This is a genomic window from Streptomyces sp. NBC_01635 (assembly GCF_045209715.1).
Lineage (GTDB): Bacteria > Actinomycetota > Actinomycetes > Streptomycetales > Streptomycetaceae > Streptomyces > Streptomyces hirsutus.
Genome location: NZ_CP109277.1, coordinates 6,953,062 through 6,976,284 on the forward strand (window position 1 = coordinate 6,953,062; position 23,223 = coordinate 6,976,284).

21 protein-coding genes and 3 pseudogenes are annotated in these 23,223 nt (G+C 69.9%); 12 read left to right on the forward strand and 12 right to left on the reverse strand.

Annotation, left to right across the window (positions count from 1 at the left end; translation table 11 throughout):
- Positions 1-10 precede the first annotated feature (10 nt).
- A complete protein-coding gene (locus OHB56_RS32255; protein ID WP_326755393.1) occupies positions 11-346 on the forward strand; it encodes a hypothetical protein in 336 nt (111 codons plus the stop codon).
- A gap of 139 nt (positions 347-485) precedes the next feature.
- Here the strand turns inward: OHB56_RS32255 and OHB56_RS32260 are convergent, their stop codons facing one another.
- Positions 486-1,889 carry a glycoside hydrolase family 43 protein gene (locus OHB56_RS32260; protein ID WP_406357105.1) on the reverse strand — a complete coding sequence of 468 codons (1,404 nt, stop codon included), beginning with the start codon at positions 1,887-1,889 and terminating at the stop codon, positions 486-488.
- 411 nt (positions 1,890-2,300) lie between these two features.
- Between OHB56_RS32260 and OHB56_RS32265 the strand changes: the two genes are divergently transcribed.
- From OHB56_RS32265 to OHB56_RS32275, 3 genes and pseudogenes are all read left to right on the forward strand, one after another.
- Complete coding sequence (locus OHB56_RS32265; protein WP_406357107.1) at positions 2,301-2,627, forward strand: AbfB domain-containing protein; 327 nt, start codon at positions 2,301-2,303, stop codon at positions 2,625-2,627.
- A 48-nt stretch (positions 2,628-2,675) separates the two neighbouring features.
- Positions 2,676-4,991 carry a beta-L-arabinofuranosidase domain-containing protein gene (locus OHB56_RS32270; RefSeq protein WP_406357109.1) on the forward strand — a complete coding sequence of 772 codons (2,316 nt, stop codon included), beginning with the start codon at positions 2,676-2,678 and terminating at the stop codon, positions 4,989-4,991.
- Positions 4,992-5,294: 303 nt separating this feature from the next.
- Positions 5,295-5,591: pseudogene (locus OHB56_RS32275) on the forward strand (ATP-binding cassette domain-containing protein); the annotation flags it as partial.
- Positions 5,592-5,964: 373 nt separating this feature from the next.
- Here OHB56_RS32275 and OHB56_RS32280 read toward each other — a convergent pair.
- Positions 5,965-6,372 (reverse strand): alpha/beta fold hydrolase, encoded by a 408-nt coding sequence (locus OHB56_RS32280; RefSeq protein ID WP_406359327.1) that lies wholly within the window; start codon positions 6,370-6,372, stop codon positions 5,965-5,967.
- Between the two features lie 158 nt (positions 6,373-6,530).
- Here OHB56_RS32280 and OHB56_RS32285 point away from each other — a divergent pair, with 158 nt between their 5' ends.
- The 3 genes from OHB56_RS32285 (at position 6,531) to OHB56_RS32295 (ending at position 8,965) form a co-directional block, all read left to right on the forward strand.
- A complete protein-coding gene (locus tag OHB56_RS32285; RefSeq protein WP_406357111.1) occupies positions 6,531-7,391 on the forward strand; it encodes a sulfurtransferase in 861 nt (286 codons plus the stop codon).
- 214 nt (positions 7,392-7,605) lie between these two features.
- On the forward strand, positions 7,606-8,136 hold the full coding sequence (locus tag OHB56_RS32290) for a flavoprotein (protein ID WP_406359249.1): 531 nt from the start codon (positions 7,606-7,608) through the stop codon (positions 8,134-8,136).
- A 124-nt stretch (positions 8,137-8,260) separates the two neighbouring features.
- Positions 8,261-8,965 carry a carbon-nitrogen hydrolase family protein gene (locus tag OHB56_RS32295; RefSeq protein WP_406357113.1) on the forward strand — a complete coding sequence of 235 codons (705 nt, stop codon included), beginning with the start codon at positions 8,261-8,263 and terminating at the stop codon, positions 8,963-8,965.
- A gap of 89 nt (positions 8,966-9,054) precedes the next feature.
- On the opposite strand, the pseudogene OHB56_RS32300 reads toward OHB56_RS32295, so the two are convergent.
- From OHB56_RS32300 to OHB56_RS32310, 3 genes and pseudogenes are all read right to left on the reverse strand, one after another.
- Positions 9,055-9,482, reverse strand: a pseudogene (locus OHB56_RS32300) (transposase); the annotation flags it as partial.
- 115 nt (positions 9,483-9,597) lie between these two features.
- Positions 9,598-10,065, reverse strand: a complete 468-nt coding sequence (locus OHB56_RS32305) for a hypothetical protein (protein WP_406357115.1) — start codon at positions 10,063-10,065, stop codon at positions 9,598-9,600.
- Between the two features lie 85 nt (positions 10,066-10,150).
- A complete protein-coding gene (locus OHB56_RS32310; RefSeq protein ID WP_406357117.1) occupies positions 10,151-10,375 on the reverse strand; it encodes a DUF397 domain-containing protein in 225 nt (74 codons plus the stop codon).
- A 346-nt stretch (positions 10,376-10,721) separates the two neighbouring features.
- Here OHB56_RS32310 and OHB56_RS32315 point away from each other — a divergent pair, with 346 nt between their 5' ends.
- Complete coding sequence (locus OHB56_RS32315; RefSeq protein WP_406357119.1) at positions 10,722-11,609, forward strand: Scr1 family TA system antitoxin-like transcriptional regulator; 888 nt, start codon at positions 10,722-10,724, stop codon at positions 11,607-11,609.
- Positions 11,606-11,797: a DUF397 domain-containing protein gene (locus OHB56_RS32320; RefSeq protein ID WP_406357121.1), complete on the forward strand. Its 192-nt coding sequence runs from the start codon at positions 11,606-11,608 to the stop codon at positions 11,795-11,797. The genes OHB56_RS32315 and OHB56_RS32320 overlap by 4 nt, the downstream gene beginning before the upstream one ends.
- 338 nt (positions 11,798-12,135) lie before the next feature.
- Here the strand turns inward: OHB56_RS32320 and OHB56_RS32325 are convergent, their stop codons facing one another.
- Complete coding sequence (locus OHB56_RS32325; RefSeq protein WP_406357122.1) at positions 12,136-13,419, reverse strand: amidohydrolase family protein; 1,284 nt, start codon at positions 13,417-13,419, stop codon at positions 12,136-12,138.
- A 235-nt stretch (positions 13,420-13,654) separates the two neighbouring features.
- Positions 13,655-13,906, reverse strand: a pseudogene (locus tag OHB56_RS32330) (hypothetical protein); the annotation flags it as partial.
- A gap of 330 nt (positions 13,907-14,236) precedes the next feature.
- Here OHB56_RS32330 and OHB56_RS32335 point away from each other — a divergent pair.
- Positions 14,237-14,383, forward strand: coding sequence for a hypothetical protein (locus tag OHB56_RS32335; protein ID WP_406357124.1), 147 nt, complete (start codon positions 14,237-14,239; stop codon positions 14,381-14,383).
- 102 nt (positions 14,384-14,485) lie between these two features.
- Positions 14,486-15,754 carry a hydroxymethylglutaryl-CoA reductase gene (locus OHB56_RS32340; RefSeq protein ID WP_406357126.1) on the forward strand — a complete coding sequence of 423 codons (1,269 nt, stop codon included), beginning with the start codon at positions 14,486-14,488 and terminating at the stop codon, positions 15,752-15,754.
- Between the two features lie 737 nt (positions 15,755-16,491).
- Here the strand turns inward: OHB56_RS32340 and OHB56_RS32345 are convergent.
- The 5 genes from OHB56_RS32345 to OHB56_RS32365 form a co-directional block, all read right to left on the reverse strand.
- Positions 16,492-17,013, reverse strand: a complete 522-nt coding sequence (locus tag OHB56_RS32345; protein WP_406359250.1) for a hypothetical protein — start codon at positions 17,011-17,013, stop codon at positions 16,492-16,494.
- A gap of 191 nt (positions 17,014-17,204) precedes the next feature.
- A complete protein-coding gene (locus tag OHB56_RS32350; RefSeq protein WP_406359251.1) occupies positions 17,205-18,431 on the reverse strand; it encodes an IS701 family transposase in 1,227 nt (408 codons plus the stop codon).
- A 158-nt stretch (positions 18,432-18,589) separates the two neighbouring features.
- On the reverse strand, positions 18,590-19,174 hold the full coding sequence (locus tag OHB56_RS32355; protein ID WP_406357128.1) for a DinB family protein: 585 nt from the start codon (positions 19,172-19,174) through the stop codon (positions 18,590-18,592).
- Between the two features lie 100 nt (positions 19,175-19,274).
- A complete protein-coding gene (locus tag OHB56_RS32360; protein ID WP_406357130.1) occupies positions 19,275-19,754 on the reverse strand; it encodes a hypothetical protein in 480 nt (159 codons plus the stop codon).
- 157 nt (positions 19,755-19,911) lie between these two features.
- Positions 19,912-20,397 carry a DUF3293 domain-containing protein gene (locus OHB56_RS32365; protein WP_406357132.1) on the reverse strand — a complete coding sequence of 162 codons (486 nt, stop codon included), beginning with the start codon at positions 20,395-20,397 and terminating at the stop codon, positions 19,912-19,914.
- Positions 20,398-21,413: 1,016 nt separating this feature from the next.
- Between OHB56_RS32365 and OHB56_RS32370 the strand changes: the two genes are divergently transcribed.
- A complete protein-coding gene (locus tag OHB56_RS32370) occupies positions 21,414-23,153 on the forward strand; it encodes an MOSC domain-containing protein (RefSeq protein WP_406357133.1) in 1,740 nt (579 codons plus the stop codon).
- The last annotated feature ends 70 nt before the right edge of the window (positions 23,154-23,223 follow it).

Below are 23,223 nucleotides of genomic sequence, written 5' to 3' on the forward strand. Positions count from 1 at the left end.
AGAAACCCGGGTGTCCCTGATCTCGGTGCTGACGTGCGGGGAGTTGCCGCACCGCCAGGGCCGCGGGTGGTGTCGGCAGTTCGCGCACGGCCCACAGCGTGGTGTCCCGGACATCGGCTCCGGTGCGCGCGTCCCCGTTCGAAACCCGCCCGACGAGGGTGTGCACCAGGGGCGGGAAACGCTGCACGAGCGTTTGCGTCGCCCGCCGCTCTCCGCGCCGTACGGCCCTGAGAAGTCTGCGTTCACCGTCGTCGTCATCGCTCGGCATGCTGTGATCCGGAAATTTCTGCGCGTGTATGAAATGGCCTCGGGCGTACGCGAACGCATGCCGAATACGCGTGCGTGACGTTGGATTCCCGCCACGCACGGGGAAAATGGTGTCGCGCTCCGAGAGCGGCCGAGTTCCCAACTAGACGTTTTTCGGCCGTTCCTATCACTTTTTCGAAAGGAGTTTTCTCACCTTCCTCGCGGGCCTGCCCGCCCCGTCAGTGACCGACGGAGAAGGTGGCGTCGGCCCGGTCCGTGGCGGTGCTGATCGGGTCGATCCGCAGGGCGTAGCCGGAGTGACGGATGTAGTGGGTGGGCTGGTTGTGGGAGCGGAAGGAGGACCAGGAGGTGTCGGCGAGGCCGGCGACGCGGTGGAAGGTGGCGTCCTGGGCGAATGTGCCGGTGCCGTCGCTCGCGTCGAGGCGGAGCGCGAAGTCGTAGTGGCGCAGGTAGCGGGTGGGGTGGCTGACCGACTGGAAGGAGACGCCGGAAGCGTCGGCCAGGCCGGGTACGAGCTTCCACTGGGAGTCGGTGTACGGGTCGAAGGGGTAGGTGTCGATCCGGGCCGTGTAGTCGGCGTGGCGGACGTAGCGAGCCGGGTAGTTGTACGACTTGAGCCGGTTCCAGGCGGGGGCGCCCCACCGGGCCAGGAGATTGGTGTACTCGGTTCCGGCGATGGGCGCGATGGTGCAGTGCTTGGCGTTGACCGGGTGGGTGTAGAGCTTCTGGTCGACCGGGGTCCAGGTGCCGGCGGCGAGGTCGGTGGTCCGCCAGGCGTAGAAGACGCCGTTGGGGGTGTAGGTGTCGCCCCACAGGTACCAGGTGTTCGAGGTCAGGGACTTCACGAGGGTGGGGGCCTCGGTACCGCCGTGGGCGACCGACGTGCTGAACGGGGTGAAGCTGCCCGGGTTCAGCGAGGTGGAGCGGGCGCCGACCAGACCGCCGGTCCTGCTGCTCTTGAAGTAGAGGTAGTTGACGCCGTTGACGCCGACGGCCATGTCGCCGTCGATGACGTCGTAGCCGGGGTCGAAGAAGACCTGGGGGGCGGAGACGGTCGTGAAGTCGCTGGTGTGGTTGACCATGAGGACGTTGTGGCCGGAGGAGTTCACCGCCGAGTAGAGGATGGCGTACTGGTTGCGGCTCGCGTCCCAGAAGGCTTCGGGGGCCCAGCTGTGGGTGACCATGCCGTGCAGGTGGGGGCGGCGGTAGTTGGTGAAGGTGCGCAGGTCGGTGGAGTCCCAGACGTGGATGTACTGGCTGTTGTAGCCCCAGTCGGTGCCCTTGAGGTCGGTGGCGAGGACCACGAAGGTGCCGTCCCGCTTGCGCATGATGAACGGGTCGCGCAGGCCGCCGGCGCCGGCGGTGGGAGTGACCACGGGGTTGTTCTGGTTCAGCGGCGTCCAGTTCAGGGAGTCCGTACTGACGGCCAGGTGCAGGCCGTAGTCGGTGCCGATGCCGTTCGGCGACTCGGTGAAGTACCCCATCACGTAGGCGGAGTCGGCGGCATGCGCGGATCGGGCTCCGAGCGTCAGATCGGTGGCCAGGGCCATCGTCGTGGCCGTGGCGGCGCCGAGGAAGAGTCTGCGTGACGGCATGACGGGGGTGCGGGAATGTGCGCTCATCGGTTCTCCGGGGGTGCGTGCGGGTCGGGTGAGCGAACAGTGGCGGACATGTCGACCGCGGAAGGAGGCCGGCTCGGCAGCTTCACCAAAGTTCGATATATGGAACAGAGTTCGGCAGGCCAGTCAGGAAAGTAAGGCGCTGTTCGTGGTCCGTCAATGCCGTGGGTGCGATTTTCGTCATGTGTTCCTTCGCGGGTGACCCCCGCCATCCGATCGCCGCTCGAGGGTGTCGGCAGTATTGACGCCGCATTACGTGCCCTCTAAAGTTCCGGCGTCACTGCGAACGGTTTTCGAAATATCGAACACGCAGATGCGGGTCACCGATATAGCGGGTTCACATTCATTCCGGTTTCGCGAAGTCCCGCGTTTCCGCATCCGACTTCTGCTCCTTCCGACGGTGAGGAGACGTTCATGCGCGCTCTGATACCGGTCACTCTCCGGACGCACCGCCGCGGGCCCGGCCTCGCCGACCCACGCGGATGCTCCCTGCGCGTCCCGGACGGCCGCTACGTGCGGCACTCCGCCTACCGCCGGCGACCGGACCCCGGCAACGGCACCGCCGTCTTCGCCCGTGACGCCACGTTCACCGCCCGACCCGGCTCGGCTCCCGGAGCCGTGGCCCTGGAATCCCGCAGCCACCCGGGCCGATACGTCCGTCACCGCGACTTCGCCCTCCGGCTCGACCCGTACCGGACCGGCAAGCCGTTCGCCTCCGACCGGCCCTTCCGGCACGCCTGAGCCACACCCCCCACCCCACCGCCTCCCACGCACGGAAGCGAGCGCACGATGACCTCCTCCCTCAGCAGACGCCGCCTCCTCCAGATTGCCGGAACCACGGCCGCCGCCTCCGCCACCGGCCCCCTCCTCGGCACCGCTCCCGCCCACGCGGCGGTGGTCCCGCCCGTCCGGGCGGACATCGGGGCCCTGGCCCACCCCTTCGCACTCGGCCAGGTCCGGCTGACCGCGAGCCGCTGGCTCGACAACCAGAACCGCACCGCGAGCTATCTGCGGTTCGTGGACGTCGACCGGCTGCTGTACACCTTCCGCGCCAACCACCGCCTCTCCACGGCCGGCGCCGCCGCGACCGGCGGCTGGGAGGCGCCGGACTTCCCCTTCCGCAGCCACGTCCAAGGCCACTTCCTCACGGCCTGGGCGCAGTTGTACGCCGTGACCGGGGACACCGTCTGCCGGGACAAGGCCACGTACATGGTCGCGGAGCTGGCCAAGTGCCAGGCCAACAACAGCGCCGCCGGATTCACCGCCGGGTACCTGTCCGGCTATCCCGAGGCCGACTTCACCGCCCTCGAAGCCCGCACCCTCAACAACGGCAACGTGCCCTACTACACGATCCACAAGACCCTCACCGGTCTGCTCGACGTGTGGCGCCACCTCGGCAGCACCCAGGCCCGCGACGTCCTGCTGGCGCTGGCCGGATGGGTCGACACCCGCACCGGCCGGCTGACCGCGGCACAGACACAGGCCATGCTGGGCACCGAGTTCGGCGGCATGAACGCCGTGCTCACCGACCTGTACCAGCAGACCGGCGACGCGCGCTGGCTCACCGTCGCCCGCCGCTTCGACCACGCCGCCGTCTTCGACCCCCTGGCCGCCGGCCAGGACCGGCTCGACGGTCTGCACGCCAACACCCAGGTACCGAAGTGGATCGGCGCGGCACGGGAGTACAAGGCCACCGGCACCACCCGCTACCGCGACATCGCCACCAACGCCTGGAACATCTGCGTGGGCACCCACACCTACGCCATCGGCGGCAACAGCCAGGCCGAGCACTTCCACGCCCCGAACGCCATCGCCGCATACCTGCGCCAGGACACCTGCGAGAGCTGCAACACCGTCAACATGCTCACCCTCACCCGCGAACTGTTCGCCCTGGACCCGAACCGGGCCGCGCTCTTCGACTTCTACGAGCAGGCATGGCTCAACCACATGATCGGCCAGCAGAACCCGGCCGACCCCCACGGCCACGTCACCTACTTCACCCCCCTCAACCCCGGCGGCCGGCGCGGTGTCGGCCCGGCCTGGGGAGGCGGCACCTGGAGCACCGACTACACCACCTTCTGGTGCTGCCAGGGCACCGGCCTGGAGATACACACCCGGCTGATGGACTCCATCTACTACTACGCCGGCACCACCCTGACGGTGAACCTGTTCGTCCCCTCGGTCCTCACCTGGACCGAACGCGGCATCACCGTCACCCAGACCACCTCCTACCCGACGAGCGACACCACGACCCTGCGCGTCACCGGCAGCGCGGCCGGCACCTGGACGATGCGCATCCGCATCCCCGGCTGGACCACCGGCGCCACCATCGCCGTCAACGGCGTCACCCAGAACGTCACCACCACACCCGGCGGCTACGCCACCCTCACCCGCGCCTGGACCTCCGGCGACACGGTCACCGCCCGCCTGCCCATGCGGGTCGTCATGCGGCCGGCCAACGACAACCCGAACGTCGCCGCGATCACCTACGGCCCGGTCGTCCTGTCCGGGAACTACGGCAACACGGCGCTCAGCGCCCTGCCGTCCCTGGACACCTCCTCGATCAGGCGGACCGGCACCAGCACGCTCGCCTTCACCGCCACCGCGGCCGGCGCCACCGTGAACCTGGGACCGTTCCACGACGCCCACGGCCACAACTACACCGTCTACTGGAACACCAGCACCGTCCCCCATGTCCGCCTCGTCAACGCGGCCAGCGGCCTGGTCCTCGGCATCCAGGACATGGCCACCACCGACGGCGGCCGGGCCCTGCAATGGAACGACTCCGGCACCGCCGACCACAACTGGGAGATGCTCACCGACGGCGGCGCCTTCCGCTTCCGCAACGCCCACAGCGGCAAGGTCCTCGGCGTCCAGGACATGTCCACCGCCAACGACGCGACCGTCCTGCAGTGGGCCGACAACGGCACCGCCGACCACCGCTGGGTCCTGCTCGACCAGAACGACGGCACATACAAGATCCGCAACGAACACAGCGGCAAACTCCTCGCCATCGCGGGCAACTCCACCGCCGTCGGTGCCTTCGCCGTCCAGGCCTCCGACGACGGCACGGCCGACAACCGGTGGCGCGTCGTACGCAACTAGCCCGGCGCTTCCTCGGGCAGAGGCCCCGATCACCGGCTCGGGCCGACGGACCGCGGCGTCGGGTCCACCGGCCGGACGCCGCGACGGCGCTCGTCACCGCTGTGCCGGAACACCGCCGGTGAGGCGCTGCACGCCATTGGCGCGCAGGTCGGCGACGTGATCCTCGTCCACGGCGCGTCGGGCGCGGTGGGCGTGTGCCTGATCCAGCAGGCGAAGGCGCCGGGCGCCGAGGTGATCGGTACCGCTTCCGAGGCAAACACCGGCCAGGTGCGTCTGCTCGGCGGCGACCCCTGGCGCGACGTCGTGGCCCTTCACCGCCGCCTGGCCTACGTGCCCGGCGACGTCTCCCTGTGGCCTGGTATGACCGGCGGCGAGGTCATCGACCTGCTCGGAGCGCTGCGCGGCGGCATCGACGAGACGCGGCGCGCCGACCTGGTGGACCGGTTCGAGCTCGACCCCACCAAGCGGGGCCGGCAGTACTCCAAGGGCAACCGGCAGAAGGTCGCCATCATCGCCGCCCTGGCCGGTGACGTGGAGCTGCTCATCCTGGACGAGCCCACCAGCGGCCTGGACCCGCTGATGGAGGCCGTCTTCCAGGAGGTCGTCGGCGAGGCCAAGCGAAGGGGTGTGAGCGTGCTGCTGTCCAGCCACATCCTCACCGAGGTCGAGGCCCTGGCCGACCGCATCAGCATCATCCGCGACGGCAAGGTCGTGGAAACCGGCACTCTGGACCAGCTGCGCGGACACGCCCGCACCAGCATCCACGCCCTCCTGGAGCGCCTGCCCGCAGGAGGGGCCACGCCCGCCCGGCTCTGGGCCGACCTGCCCGTACTCCAGGATGTGCGGCTCGACGGCCACCGCCTGACCGCCAGTGTGGACTCCGCCCGCCTCACCGAGGCCATGACCGCACTTTGCCGACACCTATGTCGACGACAAGCCGTTGGCGCAGTGGGACGTGGTCACACCCTCCGTCTCAGGTGCGGCGGGACCGGACGACCAGGGCCGTGCCGCCGGCTGCCGCGAGGACTGCCGCGCCGCCGAGGACCGCGGTCTGCTCATTCGCGCCGGTCTTGGCGAGACGGGGGTGCGAGCCGTGCGCGGCCTGCAGGATCAGGTCGGTGACGTCGTCCGGGTCGGTCTCCGGTACGGCGTGCGGGGCGTCGACCTCGACGGTGGTCGAGCCGGCCCGCTTCGCCATGAAGCGCAGGTTCTCGGTGCCGATCGTGCGGTCGTCGGTGGCCACGAGGGACCACGAGGGGATCGTCTTCCACGCGACCGCCGTGGTCGGTTCGCTGCCGGCGGCGACGGCCGTCGGCCGCTGCGAGGCGGCGAGTGCGCATGCCCGGTCCCGCACCACCCGGTTCGAGGTCACCGTAGACATGGACCGGCCCATCAAGGCAGCCGTCGAGGCCCCGGCCTGAAAGGCCCCCGGACCACCCAGATGTCCGCCTACTGAGACATGTATCTCAAACAGGTACGTTTGTAGGAGACCTCGACGTTTTGCCGGGAGTCGTAAGAATGCGAGAAAAGGAAACACGCATGTCTCACCCCCTGCTGGTGGACCCGGCCTGGCTGCACGAGCGGCTCGGGGACCCCGCGATCCGGATCCTCGACGCGACCACCTTCCTCACCCAGCCCGAAGGCGACGGCTACTACGACGTCGAGTCGGGCCGCCAGGCGTACGAGAAGGCCCACATACCCGGCGCCGTCTTCGCCGACCTGCTGAACGACCTCGCCGACCCCGACGCGGCCACCACGTTCACCGCGCTCGACAGCGAGGCGTTCGCCGCCCGGCTCGGCGCTCTCGGCGTCGGCCCCGGCACGCACGTGGTCGTCTACGACCAGGGCCCGAACATCTGGGCCACCCGGCTGTGGTGGAACCTGCGGTACGAGGGCTTCGACGACGTGTCGGTGCTGAACGGCGGTCTCCCCGCCTGGACCCGGGCGGGTTACGAAGTCAAGAGCGGCGTGGAGTCCAACGAGCCCGCCGTGTTCACCGCCCGGCGCCGCCCCGAGCTCTACGCCGACAAGAACGCGGTCCTCGCCGCGATCGAGGACCCCGGCACCCGGCTGGTGAACTCCCTCGACCGGCCGACCTTCGCGGGCACCCGCCAGACCTACGCACGCCCGGGTCGTATCCCCTCCAGCACGAACGTTCCGTTCCCCGAACTCGCCGACTCCGACGGTCTCTTCCGTGGTCCGGACGAAGTCCGCGGGCTCTTCGACGACGCCGGAGCCCTGGACGAGTCCAAGAAGGTCATCACGTACTGCGGCAGCGGCATCGCCGCCACCGGCCTGGCCTTCCAGCTGGCCGTCCTCGGCCGCTCCGACGTCGCCGTCTACGACGGTTCGCTCACCGAGTGGGCCGCCGACCCGGCCCTCCCCCTCGAAGCCGACTGACACGCCCGGCTCACCCGGACACCCCGGACCCGCGCTGTCCGGGGGGTCCTGCCGGGCGGTCGGGTGCTCATCACACATCCACCGCCGACCTCAGCGTCCGCGACCGCCGCCGTGTCCTGCCCGGACTGCGTCACTTCAGCCGCCGACCGGGAGTTCCCGCGTGACCGCCCCGTCCGCCCCGTCCGCCCCGTCCGCCCCGTCCGCCCCGTCCGCCCTGGACAAGAAGTCCTTCCTGTACGTCGTCGTCTGCGCGAGCGGGATCGCCGGTGACGTCGGCACACTGATCACCGCCGCGCAGGAACGGAATGGGGATGTCGGGGTCGTGGCCACGCCGCAGGCACTGGGCTTCCTCGACGTGGAAGCGATCGAGGCGCAGACCGGCTACCCGATCCGGTCCGCCTGGCGCAAGCCCGGCGAGGCCCGTCCCCTCCCGCCCGCGGACGCCATCGCCGTGGCCCCGGCCACGTTCAACACGGCCAACAAGTGGGGCGCCGGCATCTCCGACACCCTCGCCCTGGGCGTCCTGTGCGAGGCGTACGGCATGGGTGTCCCCATCGCCCTCCTGCCGTACCTCAACGCCGCCCAGGCCGCCCACCCGGCCTACCGGCAGAACCTGGAACGGCTGACCGGGATGGGAGTCCTGCTCGGCTCGCACGAACCGGACCGACCGAAGGCCGGTGAAGGCGCCGACGGCTTCCGGTGGACGGAGGCGCTGTACCTGCTGGAACCCGGGGCGGCCGGGTAGCGTCCTGCGAACCAGCCGACCGGCCTCGCCGTCGGTTCCGGCCGAGGAGCTCGCTGTGCGGCCGCTCTCCAGGATCCAGGATGATCGTGCGATTCGGCGAGGGGAGTTCGGGATGGAGCGGCAGTTGAGCATCGCGGTGGTACAGCCGTTGAGCATCGCGGTGGCGCAACCGAGGTGCACGGCTTACGACGTGACGGCCAACGCGGCGGCTCACGCGGAGGCCGTTCGGGCGGTGGACGCGCGGGTGGTGGTCTTCCCCGAGATGTCGTTGACGGGATACGAGCTGGACGCGGCGCCGGTCTCCCCGGACGACGAACGGCTGGCTCCGATCGTCGCCGCGTGCGCCGGGACCGGAACGCTCGCCCTGGTCGGCGCGCCCGTGCCCGGCCCGCACATCGGCATTCTGGCGGTGGACGGAGACGGCGCACGCGTGGCTTATGGGAAGGTCCACCTGCACGGCGGCGAGGCCGTCGCCTTCGTGCCCGGGAGCCCCGCCGCGATCGAAGTGGACGGGTGGCGGCTGGGACTCGCCGTCTGCCGCGACACGGGTGTTCCCGAACATGCCGCGAGGACCGCAGTGCTGGGCATCGACGGGTATGTGGCCGGGGTCGTCCACGCCGATCACGAGGCCGAGGTCCACGGCGAGCGCGCCCGCAGGATCGCGGCCGACCACGGGGTGTGGGTCGCCACGGCGGCCTTCGCGGGTCCGACCGGTGGCGGTTTCGCCCGCACGTCCGGCCGCTCGGGCATCTGGTCCGCCGACGGGGAACTGCTTGCGGAAGCGAGCTCCGCTCCCGACGAGTTCGCGCGGGCGGTTTTCACCGAATGAGTCCGAGCCGGAGCGGGGGCCTCGGCGACCCAGTGCCGCGGGATGGCCTTGAAGCCCTTCTGGCCGGGGTCGCGTCGGGCGGTTTCGACATCGATGCCCTGGCCGGCTGCGGGCACGTTGGCGGAGGTCTTGATGCTCTGAGCGTCCAGCACGCAGGCGCTCGGCTCGGCATCCTGACCTTCGGCCTCGCGCACCAGACGACGCAGCAGGCCGTTGAGCTGGTCGAGACACCTTCCTTCTGCCGGGCGGCGAAGTAGCCGTACACCGTCTCCCACGGTGCGAAGTCGTGGGGCAGGTGGCGCCAGGGAATACCGGTGCGGTCGACGTAGAGGACGGCGTTGGCGGCCAGCTCCCCGACGACGAGTTCGGCACGCTCCGTGAGGTCCTGCGGGGTGCCCCAAGAGTGAAGCTCGGTCACGGCGAGGAGGCGGGCAAGACGGGCGCCGCGCCGCGTGGACGACAGCAGCTGGGTGAAGGTGCTGACGGGGGCGCCCACTTGGGATGTTGCGTGGTTCATGACGCCAGAGTGGCGGCCGGATGTGAGTGGGGGCGAGAGCGGCACCCCGTACGCGGGGTGAGCGTACGAATGTGGAAGGTGGTGGTGCGTGCCGGTGCGAAGTCCCGGCCCTCGGCTACGCGCACGGGCAGGTCAGTTCGGAGGCCGCGCGGTTCGGGGAGCACGTCACCACGGCCAGGGAGAGGTACGAGGGGCGTTCGAGGTAGTGGCCGTACGACACGTCGGCGCCCGAGCACAGCCGCTCGGCGGCGGCCTCCACCAACCGGGCTAGGCGCGCGGTGTCCCGGTCGCCCTCCGATGCGAACCGGGGGGTGTACTCGGCCAGCCGCTCACCGAGCCAGGCCGCCGCCTCCTTCGCCTCGTCCCAGGTGCCCCGCACCAGCGAGCGGGGCTTGACGAGCCAGTACGCCGTCTCCAGGGGCGGGAGGTCCGACGTTCGGAACTCCGCGGTCACCTGGCGGTAGCGCTCGATCAGTTCCGGTCTGCCTCCGGCCGGGGGCGGATCGGGGTGCGGAGGCCGCCGCAGGGCCTCGTCGTCGAAGCGTTCCTTCGGGCCGGTCCACAGGTAGGCGTGATGGTGCACGAGCTGTTCCCGTTTCGAGGAGCGCCGGCCGGACGCGGAGAGGGACCCCCGGTCCGGCCGACGGTGGGGAGGATGGAAGGGAGGATCAGGCGCCGAGGCCGAAGCGCGCCGGATCGATGCCGGCCGCGTCCAGCTCCTCCGTGGTGAACCGCAGCGGCTGCGCGTCCGGCCGCTTGCTGTCGCCCAGGGCCCAGGCGTCCTCGCCGATCCGGGCCAGGGTCACGCATCCCTCGGTACAGGGGCCGCCGCACGCCTTCACGAACGAGGCTCCGCTGATGTCGAGCGCGTACAGGGTGGTTCCGTTCTGCATCGGTGCACCTTCCAGCTCGTCTGAACGCGGCCAGGGCCGACCGCCGCCGCCCGTACCGGACGGGAGTTCACGGGAGGGGCGACGGCCGCCCGGGTGCCCCCGCGAGCGGCCGACGGACGCGTTCCCGTCGTGGCTCCGGACGGCGGGAACGGGCGGTTTCTCCTCGCTCTCCCTGACGTCAGAGTGGCGGCCGGACGGGGCGGGGACGAGTGTGGCACCCCGTACGCTGAGTCAGCGTATGGACGCGGAGAGTGGACGGTACGTCTGATTTTCCGTCACGCTGGACGGTGAACGCGGGGCGGCGTGAGGAGCCGTCGCGGTGCGGCACGGAGGAAAGGGACGCCGGATGGACATCGTCGAAGTCGAGGGGGAGGCGGCGGAGAGCGCCGGTGCGCGGGCGGTCCCGGTGGGGGAGTGGGAGCGGGAGCCGCATCCGTCCGACAGCCTGCGGACGTTCGGGGCCGTCGTCCAGGCACTGCGCGAGCACGCGGGGCTCAGCCGGGTGGACCTCGGCGCCCGGGTCCAGTACTCCAAACACACGGTCGAGTCGGTGGAGTTGGGGCGGCGGATGCCGGACGAGGCATTCGTGGAGCGGGCGGAGGAGGCGCTGGGCAACACGGGTGCGCTGCGGAAGGCCGCGCGGCATCTCACCCGGGGTGAGGCGGGCCTCGCGGCGTGGTTCCGGCGGTGGGCTCGGCTGGAGCGGGAGGCGGTGAGCCTGTGCACGTACGAGTGCCGGCTGGTGCCGGGGCTGTTGCAGTCGGAGGCATACGCGCGGGCGGTGTTCGAGGGCACGATCCCGCTGCGGACCGACGAGGAGCTGGAAGTGCAGCTCGCCGCACGAATGGAACGGCAGGTGATGATGCGGGAGCGGCCGACGGTGCCGTTCAGCTTCATCGTCGAGGAGCACGTGTTCCGGAGGGGGTTCGGGGGCGCGGAGGCGGTGCGCGGGCTGGTGGACCACGTCCTTGAGCTCACGGCCCCGCGCAACGTGACGCTTCAGGTGGTGCCGGTGGGGGCTCGGCTGCACGCGTGTCTGGATGGGCCCGTGCAGGTCCTGGAGACCTCGGAGGGACGGCGGCTCGGGTACTCCGAGGGGCAGAAGAACGGGCGGCTGATTTCCGACGCGAAAGAGGTGACTGTGCTCTGCCAGCGCTATGACACACTGCGCTCGCAGGCCCTGAATCCCACAGAATCCCGGGACCTGCTGGAGCGACTGCGAGGAGAGCTATGAGCAGCGGTACGTCGGAACTCGCCTGGTTCAAGTCCAGCTACAGCGGCAGCGAGGGCGACAGCTGCGTGGAGGTCGCGATCGCCGAACAGGCCGTCCACGTAAGGGACTCCAAGGACGTGACCCGCCCGCCCTTCGCCGTCGGCCGCGAAGGCTGGGGGCAGTTCGTGCGGTTTGCGTCGGAGCGCTGAGCGACTCGAGGGCGTGCCGTCGGCCGGAGCGGCGGACGGCACGCCCTGACAGCACTCGGGAACCCCAGGGCCTGTCCGGGAGCGGCCTGCGAAGCGATGCGGTCGCGCTCCCGCTCCGTTGCGGCGAACAGGACGAGCGGTGCCGGGCTGCTGCGCAGCACGGGGATCCGGCCGGCGACCGGACAGACGACTGCGTGGCGCGGGTTGCCCATCGCCCTGTGCCTTCGTCGCCCCACCCCCTGGCTCGCGGACGATGCGGCCGGGTGGTGTTCGCGCAGACGGACGGTGACGAAGCGGCCCAAGGGGAAGGAGTCGGTCACTCGGCCCTGCGGGGCCCGTCAGCCGAGGAGGTTCTTGTAGATACGGCCGTCCTTGATGATGACGGCGAGGTTCTTGTCCGGGTCTTTCAGTACGGAGATGTCCTGGGTGGGGTCGTCTTCCACGAGGAGGACATCGGCCCAGGCGCCGACCGTGATCTCGCCGAGGCGGGCCGCCTTGTAGGGGTCACGCTCGCCGGAGAGGCGGAAGAGTTCGGCGTTGCCGGCGGTGGCGATCCTCAGCGCCTCGGTGGGGCTGAAACCGAAATTGTCGTACAGCCGGATGAGCATCTCGTTCTGCAGGCCGGCCTTCCCGGGTTCGAGCAGCAGGTCGGTGCCGAAGGCGATCTTCGCTCCCGCTTCCCGTGCCCATGTGAAGGTGTTCTCGACGCCCTTGCAGACCTGCTGGTTCTTCTCGGTGTTGTCCGGGGTGGAGTACTCGTGGTCGCTTTCGAGGAAGGGCTGGGTGCTCAGCCAGACGCCGTTGTTCGCCATCAGCTCGATGGTCTTGGGACCGGCGGCGAGGTGGCCGTGTTCGATCGACCTGATTCCGGCGGCGATCGCGCGGCGGATGCCCTCGTCGTTGTAGACGTGCGCGGACACGTAGGTGCCCCAGTCGGAGGCGGCTTCGACCGCGGCGCTGAGCTCGTCCGGCGTGTACTGCACGACGTCCAGGGGGTCGTAGGCGGAAGACACCCCGCCGCCCGCCATGATCTTGATCTGGGAGGCGCCCTTCTTCAGTTGCTCGCGCACGGCCGCGAGCACCTGGTCACGGCCGTCGGCGACCCGCATGAAGCCGATCTGCTCGGCGCGGGTGTGCAGTCCGCAGGAGAAGGTGGTCGCGTCCTCGTAGACGGCGGAGAAGTCGCCGTGTCCGGAGGTCTGGGAGATGGCCGCCTGGCTCGGGTAGATGCGCGGGCCGGGGAAGGTGCCGGCGTCCAGGACCTGCCGTAGTGCGGCGACGTCGCCGGCCATGTCCCGGACGCTGGTGAAGCCGCGCATGAGCATCCGCTCGGCCTCGGCGAGCGCGTTGTAGTAGCCCATGCCCGTGGCCCCCGTGGTCAGGTCCGCATGGGTGGTGCCGGCCGCGAAGAGGTGCACGTGCGCGTCGCTCAGGCCGGGCATGAGCACCCGCTCACCGCCCTCGATGACGACGGCTCCCTCCGGCGGGTTCTCCGCGTTGATCGCGGCGATCCTGCGGTCCTGGATGAGCACCGACGTCGGCGGGGTCAGCCCGCAGCCGTCGGCGCCGAAGACGCGCACGTCATTGATCAGAATCGGCACGGAGGCCTGCTGCTGGGTCATGATTTTCCTCTCCTGGCGGGATGACCCGGGCCGGCAAGAGCCGCCGGCGGGGTGGGATCCGGGGCGCAACAGCGCCGCCCTGCGTTCCCTGACACGACCGTGATCACAACGAGCACAGCGTGGCGCGACCCCGCGGAGAAGCCGAGGCATTAGCCCGAAGGCGGTGTGTCACCCTCCTCGGCCAGGATGGCTCTCGGCCTCGTCGCCCGACTGACTCCCGAACAACCCGCCCGTCCACCGTCACCAGGAGCTTCGGGAACGGCCGCACGGTGCCGGACCGGGTGACGAGCCCGGTCCGCCGTGCCGCGTCCGCGTCCACGCCCGCGTCGAGCGGCGGGGTCGGCTCGAACAGCGCGGCGGTCGCGGCCGCCGGTTCGTGGCGCGGGACCACCTGCCCGATCCGCTCCTCCGTCGCCTTCGGCATCTCCACCTCGGGCGCAGTGACCTCCCCGGTGTCCGTGTCGACCTGCTCGCCGGTGGTGTCGAAGCACGGTCCGGAACGCGGCGGCCGGGGGCTTGGCCGGGAACGGGACGACTCGCCGGGAACCGGAACACCTCGACGCCCTCCTGCGTGCGTAACCAGGGGAGCGAGGTGTCGTTGAGCCGGTGCCGGGGCTGCCACCGCAGGTCGGGGCGGGAAGGGGGAGCAGTTCGCGCGTGGCCAGGACAAGGCATCGGGCAGGAGTCGTCAGGGGGCGCCCGTCGCGGCCGGGGGAGGAGGCCGTCGTCGAGGTGCCGACTCGCCGCACCGTCCGCCGGGCCCGGCTGCGGGACCACATGTGCCAGGCGCCGTGGGGCCGTTGACCGCGTCGAACCGGTGGCCCCTGCGTACCGCGACGACACCCGCGAACAACGGGCCGCGCCGGCACGGGCCGGCGCTGATGCGGCCGCCTCCCCCGTCCTGCCGGCCGCCACCGCGATCGTGCTCGCCCCCCGGTACGACCCGGGGGCCATCATCCCCTAAGCAACCCGTCGGGCCGACGCCCGCCACAGAGGAAAGCGATGTCGTATGAGCTCTGGAGAAAGCCCGGGCCTGCCCCGTCCGTCACGGCCCCCAGGACGGTACGTGCCCGCCCGGGGGCTCTACACGGAGGCGGCGCGGCTTCAGCGGCTGAACTGGCTCCGCTCCACGACCCGGTCGGCACTGGACTCCCTGCAACACACACGGCTCGACGCCGACAAGCTGACCGGCAACATCGAGGGACTCGTCGGCACCGTCGAAATCCCGGTCGGCGTGGCCGGACCCCTGCTGTTCCGCGGGACGAACGTCCAGGGTGAGATCTACGCTCCCATGGCCACCACGGAAGGAGCCCTGGTCTCGTCGGCGACGCGGGGAGCCCTGGCCGTCACCATGGCGGGCGGCGTCAGCACACGCGCCGCCCAGCAGGCGATGACGCGTGCTCCCGTCTTCGCGTTCTCCCGACTGGCCGGCGCCGGCCGCTTCGCCTCGGCGATCCTCCAGCACCTCGGCGACCTCCGCACGATCATCCGGCAGGTGTCCCAGCACGCCGCGCTCCTCTCGATCGAGCCCGTGGTCCTGGGCAGGACCGTTCACCTGAGGTTCAGGTACACCACAGGGGACGCGGCAGGGCAGAACATGACGACCGCCTGCACCTGGCACGCGTGTCAGTGGATCCTGCGACAGCCGCACCTGGTCGCGGACGGGGAGCTGGAATCCTTCATCATCGAAGGGAACACGTCCGGAGACAAGAAGGCGTCGGCCCAGGCTGTGGCGGAAGGCCGCGGGATCAGGGTGGCGGCCGACTGCCTCCTGCCGGCAGGGGTGGTCCGACGGGTCCTGAGGACCACTCCCGACGAACTGGTCACGGGGTACCAGCACATCACGGCCGGAGCGGTCCACAGCGGGGTCCTGGGGTCCAACGCGAACACCGCCAACATCGTGGCGGCGATCTTCACGGCGACGGGCCAGGACATCGCCTGCGTGCACGAGTCGAGCGTGGGGCAGTTCATCCTGGAACGCACGGGGGACGGCGTCTACGCGAGTATGACCCTGCCCGGCCTGGCACTCGGCACGGTCGGAGGCGGTACCCACCTGCCCACGCAGCACGAGCTCTTGAAAGCGATGGGATGCACCGGCCGGGGAAGCGCCGTCCGGCTGGCGGAGATCATCGCCGGCTTCGCCCTGGCCCTGGACCTCTCGACGGTCTCCGCGGCCGTCGCCGGGCACTTCGCCGACGCCCACGAACGCCTCGGGCGCAACAGGCCGCCCCGCCAGGACAGCACCGGACACCGGCTCGACATCCCTTCACCGCTGACGGCCGGCGAACCCCGACCCGTACCGGCGCTCCACCCGGCCTCGGAAACCGGGCCCTGACCTCCATCCCGGCCAGGGCTGTCGTCTCGTGGCGGCGAGTTCCCGCGCCCGGACGCCGAGGCACGGATGCTGTTCGGCGCAGACTGCGGCGGCCTCGACGACGCCCGGTTCTACGCCGGTGCGGTGTAGTTTCCCGTCGCCGCGCTGGACGGTGTGGACCCCGCCTTCGCCTGGCTGGGTGCCGATGCGCCCGCCTCGGAGGAGCCCCACCTCGACCGGGTGCTCAGCCGGCGGGTGACGCGTCCCCGGTGGCGTCGTCGACGAAGCTCCCCACCGGGCAAGGGCGTCGAATCGGTCACGAGAGGTGGTCCTCAGTCCCGGCCCCGTGCCCCAGAAAGTCCCGGAAGCGCCAACGCGCCCCCTCCCGCCTCGCATTCATGCAGGGCAGGAGGGGGCGGCGGTGTTGTTCCCGAAAACCTTCAAATGTCCCGGAAAAGACCAGGCGGCCCCGTGGCCTGCCACTATGGGAGCTGCGAGCCCTTGACCTGGGCGGATGGTGTTTCGGCTCTTTCGCGGTCATGCCCGTTGATACGAGCGGAAGTTCCAGAAAAGTCCCAGAGGGATCCCAGACGAGTTGGTCGAGTGTCTGGTCGCCGAGGAACGTGTGGTTCCGGTAGGTAGGGTTCGCGAGCTCCGGTGCCAGGGTGATCAGGGCCTTCAGGTCGTCGGACGAGCCGGAAGGCGCGTGCGGTAGGCGGCGCCCGCCGCGTGCAGGGAGACTTCGTGAGGTTCGTATTTCAGACGGTGGTATCCATGTTCCACGTCTCTGGCAGATTGCTGCCGCAGAAGACGCAGACGAAGTCGTCCTCGCGCACGATGTTGTGCTCCTGGCAGTCGGGGCACCGCCGGAACACCACCTCGTGGGTGAAGCCGGACGGTCGTTCGAGCCCTACGTCGTCCAGAGCGCGAGCGACTGCCGACCAGGAGCCAGTGTCCGGGCAGTAACCGGTGGACTGGTTACTGACCTCGCGCACAGCCCACCGGTCCGCCTCGCGCACGAATTCAATCTCGCCGGCACTCAGCACCATTTCCGCGTCGGCACAGGCCACGTGCTCGCTCCGTCGCGGCGCCAACCGAAGCACACCGTCCGTGCTGACCACGAAGGTGAACGGTTCGGCCAGCTCCGCCGCCGATCGCCCAGCGGCCCAGTTGCCGAACTCAGCTGCCGAGCTGATCCGGCACCCGCCGCTGCCAGGTCGGACCGCAGTCTTCAACTCAACCGGTCCGACATATCGGTAACTTCGCCCCCACGCACTCACATCATCCAACTTAGTACTCCAGCCGGACTTCTGTATTTACCCTGGTCAACGGCCTGGCAGCGGGGAGTGTAGCGGGTGCGCTGTGGTCGCGGGACGGTCTTGCCGGGGCCGTCCCACCAACGTGTGCCCGCGCCGCATGTAATGACAGCGTCGGGCTCGTGCTTGGTGGCGGCGTCTCCAGCGGGACCAGTTCACCGCGTGGTCGCGGCCTGCAGGATAGCGGCGGGGTTCAGTTGCCAGCAGACGGCGGATTTCAGCCGGTGTGAGGTCCACGAGGTCGGGCGTGTCGGCCGTGTCACCCCTTTTTCGCGTTCCTGGGCGGCCATCGCCGCGAGGAACGCGTGGGCGAGCATGGCGAGCGTGATGTGCCGGTACCAGCCCACGTAGCGGCGGACCTCGTACTGGTCCAGGCCGCACTCGTTCTTCGCGCTCTGGAAACACTCCTCTATCTTCCAGCGGCAACCGGCGACGCGGACCAGGTCGGCGGCGGTGGCCTCGAGCGGGGCGCAGGCGAGGTAGTAGGCGATCTCGTCGGGTTTGCTGATGCTGCGGCGGGCCAGCATCCATCGCTGCCGGGTCGGCTCGCCGCCGTCGGGCTCGGCCACGGCGGGCAGACGGGCGGCGGCCCAGTCGTAGGAGCGCTCGCCCTTGGCTCCCTGCCCCGCCGACAGACGCTGCCACGCCTCGAGCGGGGCCTGCTCGATGAGATGGTCGATGCGCGGGCCGTTCACCTGCTGGGACTTGGGCACGGCCACGACGTAGAAGAGGCCGCGGTCTTCCAGGAAACGACGGAAGTGGGAGTCCTGGCCGTAGGCGGAATCGGCGGTGACCCAGGTGAAAGGGAGCGGAGAGGCCAGGGCGCGCTCGATCATGTCGCGGGCGAGGTCGCCCTTGGTGGCGAAGGTGCGGTCGTCGGGGACGCGGGCCGCTCGGCAGCGCTCGCGGTCACCGGTCCAGGACTTGGGCAGGTAGAGCTCGCGGTCGACCAGGGCGTGGCCGCGGGTGGTGGCATAGGCGGCAAACACCCCGATCTGGCAGTTTTCGGTGCGGCCGGCTGTGCCGGAATATTGGCGCTGCACTCCGGCAGAGGTGGTGCCCTTCTTCACGAATCCGGTGTCGTCGACAATCAACACACCGTCTGGCATGCCGAGTTGTTCGGCGACGTAGGTTTGCAGGTCGTCGCGCAGGCCGTCGGCGTCCCACCGGCTGTGGGAGAGCAGGTGCTGCAGGCCGTGTGGGGTGGCGTGGCCGGCGTACTCGGCGAGCTGCCAGCTGTTCTTGCGGCCGACCGGGCCGAGCAGCCCGCGGACGTAGTCCCGCATCCGCCGGCGTGGTTCCACACGGGAGAAGCGTCCACCGATCCGCAGGAAGAGTTCTTCGAGTTCCAGGTCCCAGGCGTTCGTCGGTACGTCGTGGATCACGACAACGGACTGCTCGTCGCGCTGTCATTACATGCGGCGCGGGCACACGTTGGTGGGACGGCCCCGGCAAGACCGTCCCACGACCACAGCGCACCCGCTACACTCCCCGCTGCCAGGCCGTTGACCAGGGTAAATACAGAAGTCCGGCTGGAGTACTAAGCCTTGATTGGTGCGGCCGACCTGGCGGCCTGCTCGATCTTCGCGCAGTAGGCTGCACGGGCTTCCTCGTCGATCTGCTTCTCGAGTTCGGCGCGCAACCCGGTCCGGCTGTCGAGGCCCTCGCGCAGGATATCGGCGTGCCCGGCATGCCGGATGGACTCGCCGAGGACATGGACCATGATGGCGAACAGGTTGGTGTCGGCATAAGGCTCCGGCCACCACGGCACGTGGCCGGGGGCGTCGAGGGGAAGCTCGTTGATCGTCGCGTCCGAGTGTTCCCACGTGCGCCGGTAGAACCCGATGATCTGATCGCGGGTCTCGTCCTCGGTCGCCCACAGATCGCTGCCGTTGGAGTCCTGCCATCGGGGCAGCGGTTCCGCGGAAGGGCGGTCGAAGACCTCGCCGAAGTACCTGGCATCGACGGTGGCCACGTGTTTGACCAGGCCGAGGAGGTTGGTCCCGGTCGCTGTCAAAGGTCGGCGGGCGTCGTATTCGGACAAGCCGTCGAGTTTCCAGAGCAGCGCCTTGCGGTCCCGCCGCAGTCTCCCGTGCAGGTTGTCTTTCGCGAATTCATCGATCATGTGGCATGAGCCTGCCATGGGCTGCTCGTGGTCTCAAGATCCCGTACGTGGTCCGCAACGACAGGCGGAGCCGAGGCCTGGCCATGGCCGCCCTGACCTGCTATGAGAAGCTCGCGAAACTTGCCACGTGAGACAACCTCTTAGCGGGTGGAATGAGGACGAGTACCGCGTCGAACTGCTCACCCTTCACTCCGTGGATGGTGTTGCCGCGCAATCGCCGCGCTTGGTCACGTGCCTTCGTGCTTGTGCTTGCGAGTCGGATGGCAGGCTTCAACTGCATCTTCTTCGGGCAGAGAAAAGCCCTGGTCACAGCAGGTTGGCTGAGGTTTCCGAAGGCGTGGTCCGTCAAGGCGTGGAACGCGGTCCTGCTCCATTCGCCAGCTGGCTTGTCTGGAGCGGGTAGCGAATGAAGGACCACCTGGATGGCCAGACGGAGTTCGAACGCGCTGATGCCGTGCCGCTCCAGGTGTTCACGCTCCGGAACCTCCACATCGCCCAACCAGTGGCGCCGGATGGTCTCGCTGAAGGTCCTTTCCGCCTTGTCGCGTCGCTTACCCTCTGTACCCAGCTCTCGCAGCACCGCGGTTGCCTATACGGGCGCACTCAACTGGGGGCGATGGTGTGCCCATCGTCATCACTCCTGCCGTGCAACGGCGGTCGGGTATGTCAGTGGTCGTCGAAGCGGCGGCCCGACGGGGCGTTCCGGCGGCCGTCGCCGGTGCCGTCGGCCGGGGGAGTCACGGCGTCCGGCCGCTCCGGGCGAACGCCGCCCATCCACTCACGGTGGCTGTGTCGCTGTAGCACGCCGACACACGCCATGCGTCGGGAGTCCAGGCGAAGACCGCGTCCTGGCCGAAGTGCCGCCCCAGTTCCCGTGCGGCGTCGTCGCTCAGGCCGGCGACGGCGACGCTCTCCTCGACGTGCGTGCCGCACGCGTCGCCTCCTGCCGCGGGCCACCAGGTGAGCCGCTGCCGGTCGAGCTCGTCGAGCAGCAGGCCATGGGCACGGGCGTTGTGCTCGGCGGAGACGGTACGACCATAAGGATTCCAGGCCGTGATCACATGAAGGGCGGCGTTGCCGGCCGGTTCCGGGAAGGATCCCTCGGTCGTGCCCGGCGCACGCGGTTCGACCCGTACGGTCCGGTCCTGGAAGTGGATGTCCACGACCGCGTGGCGGTAGAGCTCCCAGTTCTGGGGCGTGCTGGATGCGTCGGGGGCGTGCACGAGGGCCTCCTGTGGAACGAAGGACCCCCTTACACGTCATGCAGGGAGATCGCTGTCTGCTCCCATGGGGTCATGGGAGCACGGTGTTGTCCGGAAGGCGGGTCGCGTGGTGTGCGGGACGGCCGACCGGTCGTTTCCCCCGGTCGCGCTCGGCCGGGTTTGCTGAGCGGCAAGTTGTCACGATTCCGGTCCCGAGGCAAGGGGGGCCGGAGCACAAGGGTCGCGTAACGGTCGTCGCCGTGCGGGGAGTATTCATCAGTCAGCGGCAGAAGTTCCGCGCGGGTGCCGCTCAACCGCTGATGGACGCCACCGCGTGGCGTGTCGCGGAGCACACCCAGGTCGCCCCGGAAGGGGTAAGGGCCGCGTGCAGGCCGATGCGGTGGTCGGGGCGGAGCGGCCGGACGAGTCGGTCCCGGTCAGCGAGGAGGCACTGCACACCTTCCGCCGATTCGATACGGATGTCGACCGGATCGATACGAGTCAACGGCTCCGTCTCCCATGTGATGGTGACAGGGTGTCATCGCTGATGTGCCCGGTCCGAGTTCCGGGGAGAGCGATCTCGGACGCGCTGCCGAGAGGGACCGGCGCGGTGTCGACGGCCGCGTCACCCGTGCCGGTCCAGGAGTGTTACCGCCGGTCACAGTAACTACTTACCGTCACCACCACATGGGAGACAGAGCCTCATTCATGACGCTCCTCTCCACCCTGCCTTGATCGCTTTGGCAGGTTCCGCGTGCCTCGTCCGTCTGATGCGGTGCGCCGGTTCGCGTGGGTAGGCTTGCCCGAGGGCCCGTGTGCAGCCGGCGGGGATGCCTGCCGCGTTGTCATCGTGGCGTCGGGCCACATGGTCGTGATGCCTCTTCGAAGGACATGGGTTCGGCGGCCGGCGCGGGCGAGAGCCTGGGGCCAGTGGGCGCCCGGGCGAGGCCCGCAGGGGGTCTCCGGCGAAGTTCCCGGAGCGGATCGCCCGCAAGGGAGGTGGCAGGGTGGCCACATTGAGAGCCTTGAGCGTGGGGATGCCGAAGGATGTCCCCTGGCACGGCAAGACCGTGCACACCGGCGTCTACAAGAGGCCTGTGCCCGGGCCGCGGATGGTGCGGCGGCTGAACATCGACGGCGACGGCCAGGGCGATCTGGGCGGTCACGGAGGCGAGCAGCGGGCAGTGCTCGTGTACCAGACCGATTCCTACCGTTTCTGGGCTCGCGAACTCGGCCGCGACGATCTCCAGCCAGGTCAGTTCGGGGAGAATTTCACCGTCGACGGCCTGCCGGACAACGAGGTCTGTATCGGTGACCGCTACCGCATCGGCGACGCGCTCTTCGAGGTCACCCAGCCGCGGGTGACCTGCTACCGAGTCGGCCTGCGGATGGGCGAGCCGCGGATGGCGGCACTGTTGGTGGCACACCACCGGCCCGGCTTCTACCTGCGCGTGCTCGAGGAAGGCGAGGTCGAAGCCGGGCAGGAGATCGTCAAGGTCTCCACCGGACCCGAGGCGATGACCGTCGAGGAGATCGACCGGGTGCTCTACCTGCCCGGGCACACCCGCCGACAGGTCGAACGTGCCCTGCGGATCCCCGCGCTCAGCCCCGGCTGGCAGGCGTCCATGGAGGCACTGCTGGATCAAGAGGACAACGGGGCCGCCGGAACGTCCGGCAGCGCCGGGCTGAATGCCGCGGCCACCGCCCCGCGCCCCGCCTGGCCGGGCTTCCGCCCGCTGGTCGTCACCCGCATCCAGCCCGAGAGCCGTAGCGTGTTCTCCCTGTCGCTGGCCGCCCCCGACGGTTCGGATCTGCCGACCGCACTGCCGGGGCAGTTCGTCACGGTCAAGGTCCCGACCGAGGGGGACGCGCCGCCGCTGATCCGCAGTTACTCGCTGTCCGGCGAGCCGGGCACCGGAACGTACCGGATCAGCGTGAAAGTCGAAATCCACGGCGTGGCCAGCAACCGCTTGCGCAGCCACGTACGCACCGGCGACCACCTCGACGTCGCGGCGCCCCGCGGTACCTTCTGCCTGACCACCGGGGACAATCCGGTGGTCCTGCTGTCGGCCGGCGTCGGGGTCACTCCCGTGCTGGCGATGCTGCACGCACTCGCCCGCGACCGCTCCAGCCGCCAGGTGTGGTGGCTGCACGGCGCCCATGACGGCACGGAGCACCCCTTCGCCCGGGAGAGCCGGGAACTGGTCGGCATGCTTCCGCGGGCCCGCTTGAGGATCTACTACAGCAAACCGGCCGCCGAAGACCGCCGGGACGTCGACTACACAAACATCGGCCACCTGTCGGGCGACCGTGTTCTCGGCCTGGGGCTGCCCATCGACGCCGACGCCTACCTGTGCGGCCCCGGGGCCTTCATGGACAGCGTCACCACCGCCCTCGTCGACGCGGGCCTGGAGGCGTCCCGCGTCCACACCGAGATCTTCGGCGCGGGCCCGTCCCTCACCCCTGGGATCGACGGCGCGGCGACAGCCGCACCCCACCAGCCCGCCGGGCGGGCGGGCACCGGTCCCACAGTCGTCTTCGCCCGCAGCGGTCTCGAGGTCCCCTGGAACGAAGCCCGGGAGTCCCTGCTCGAACTCGCCGAGGCCTGCGACGTCCCCGTCAGATGGTCGTGCCGGACCGGCGTCTGCCACACCTGCGAACTCGCCCTCATGTCCGGGGCGGTGCAGTACGCTCCCGACCCGGTCGAGCCCCCCGCCGACGGCAACATCCTCATCTGCTGCTCCAAGCCCACCGAGGGGATCGTCCTGGACCTGTGATGAGCGGCGCCCTCACCGCGCCGACACGGACGGTATCGCGGCCCCCGCTCCGAGCCTGCGGGCACCGGCA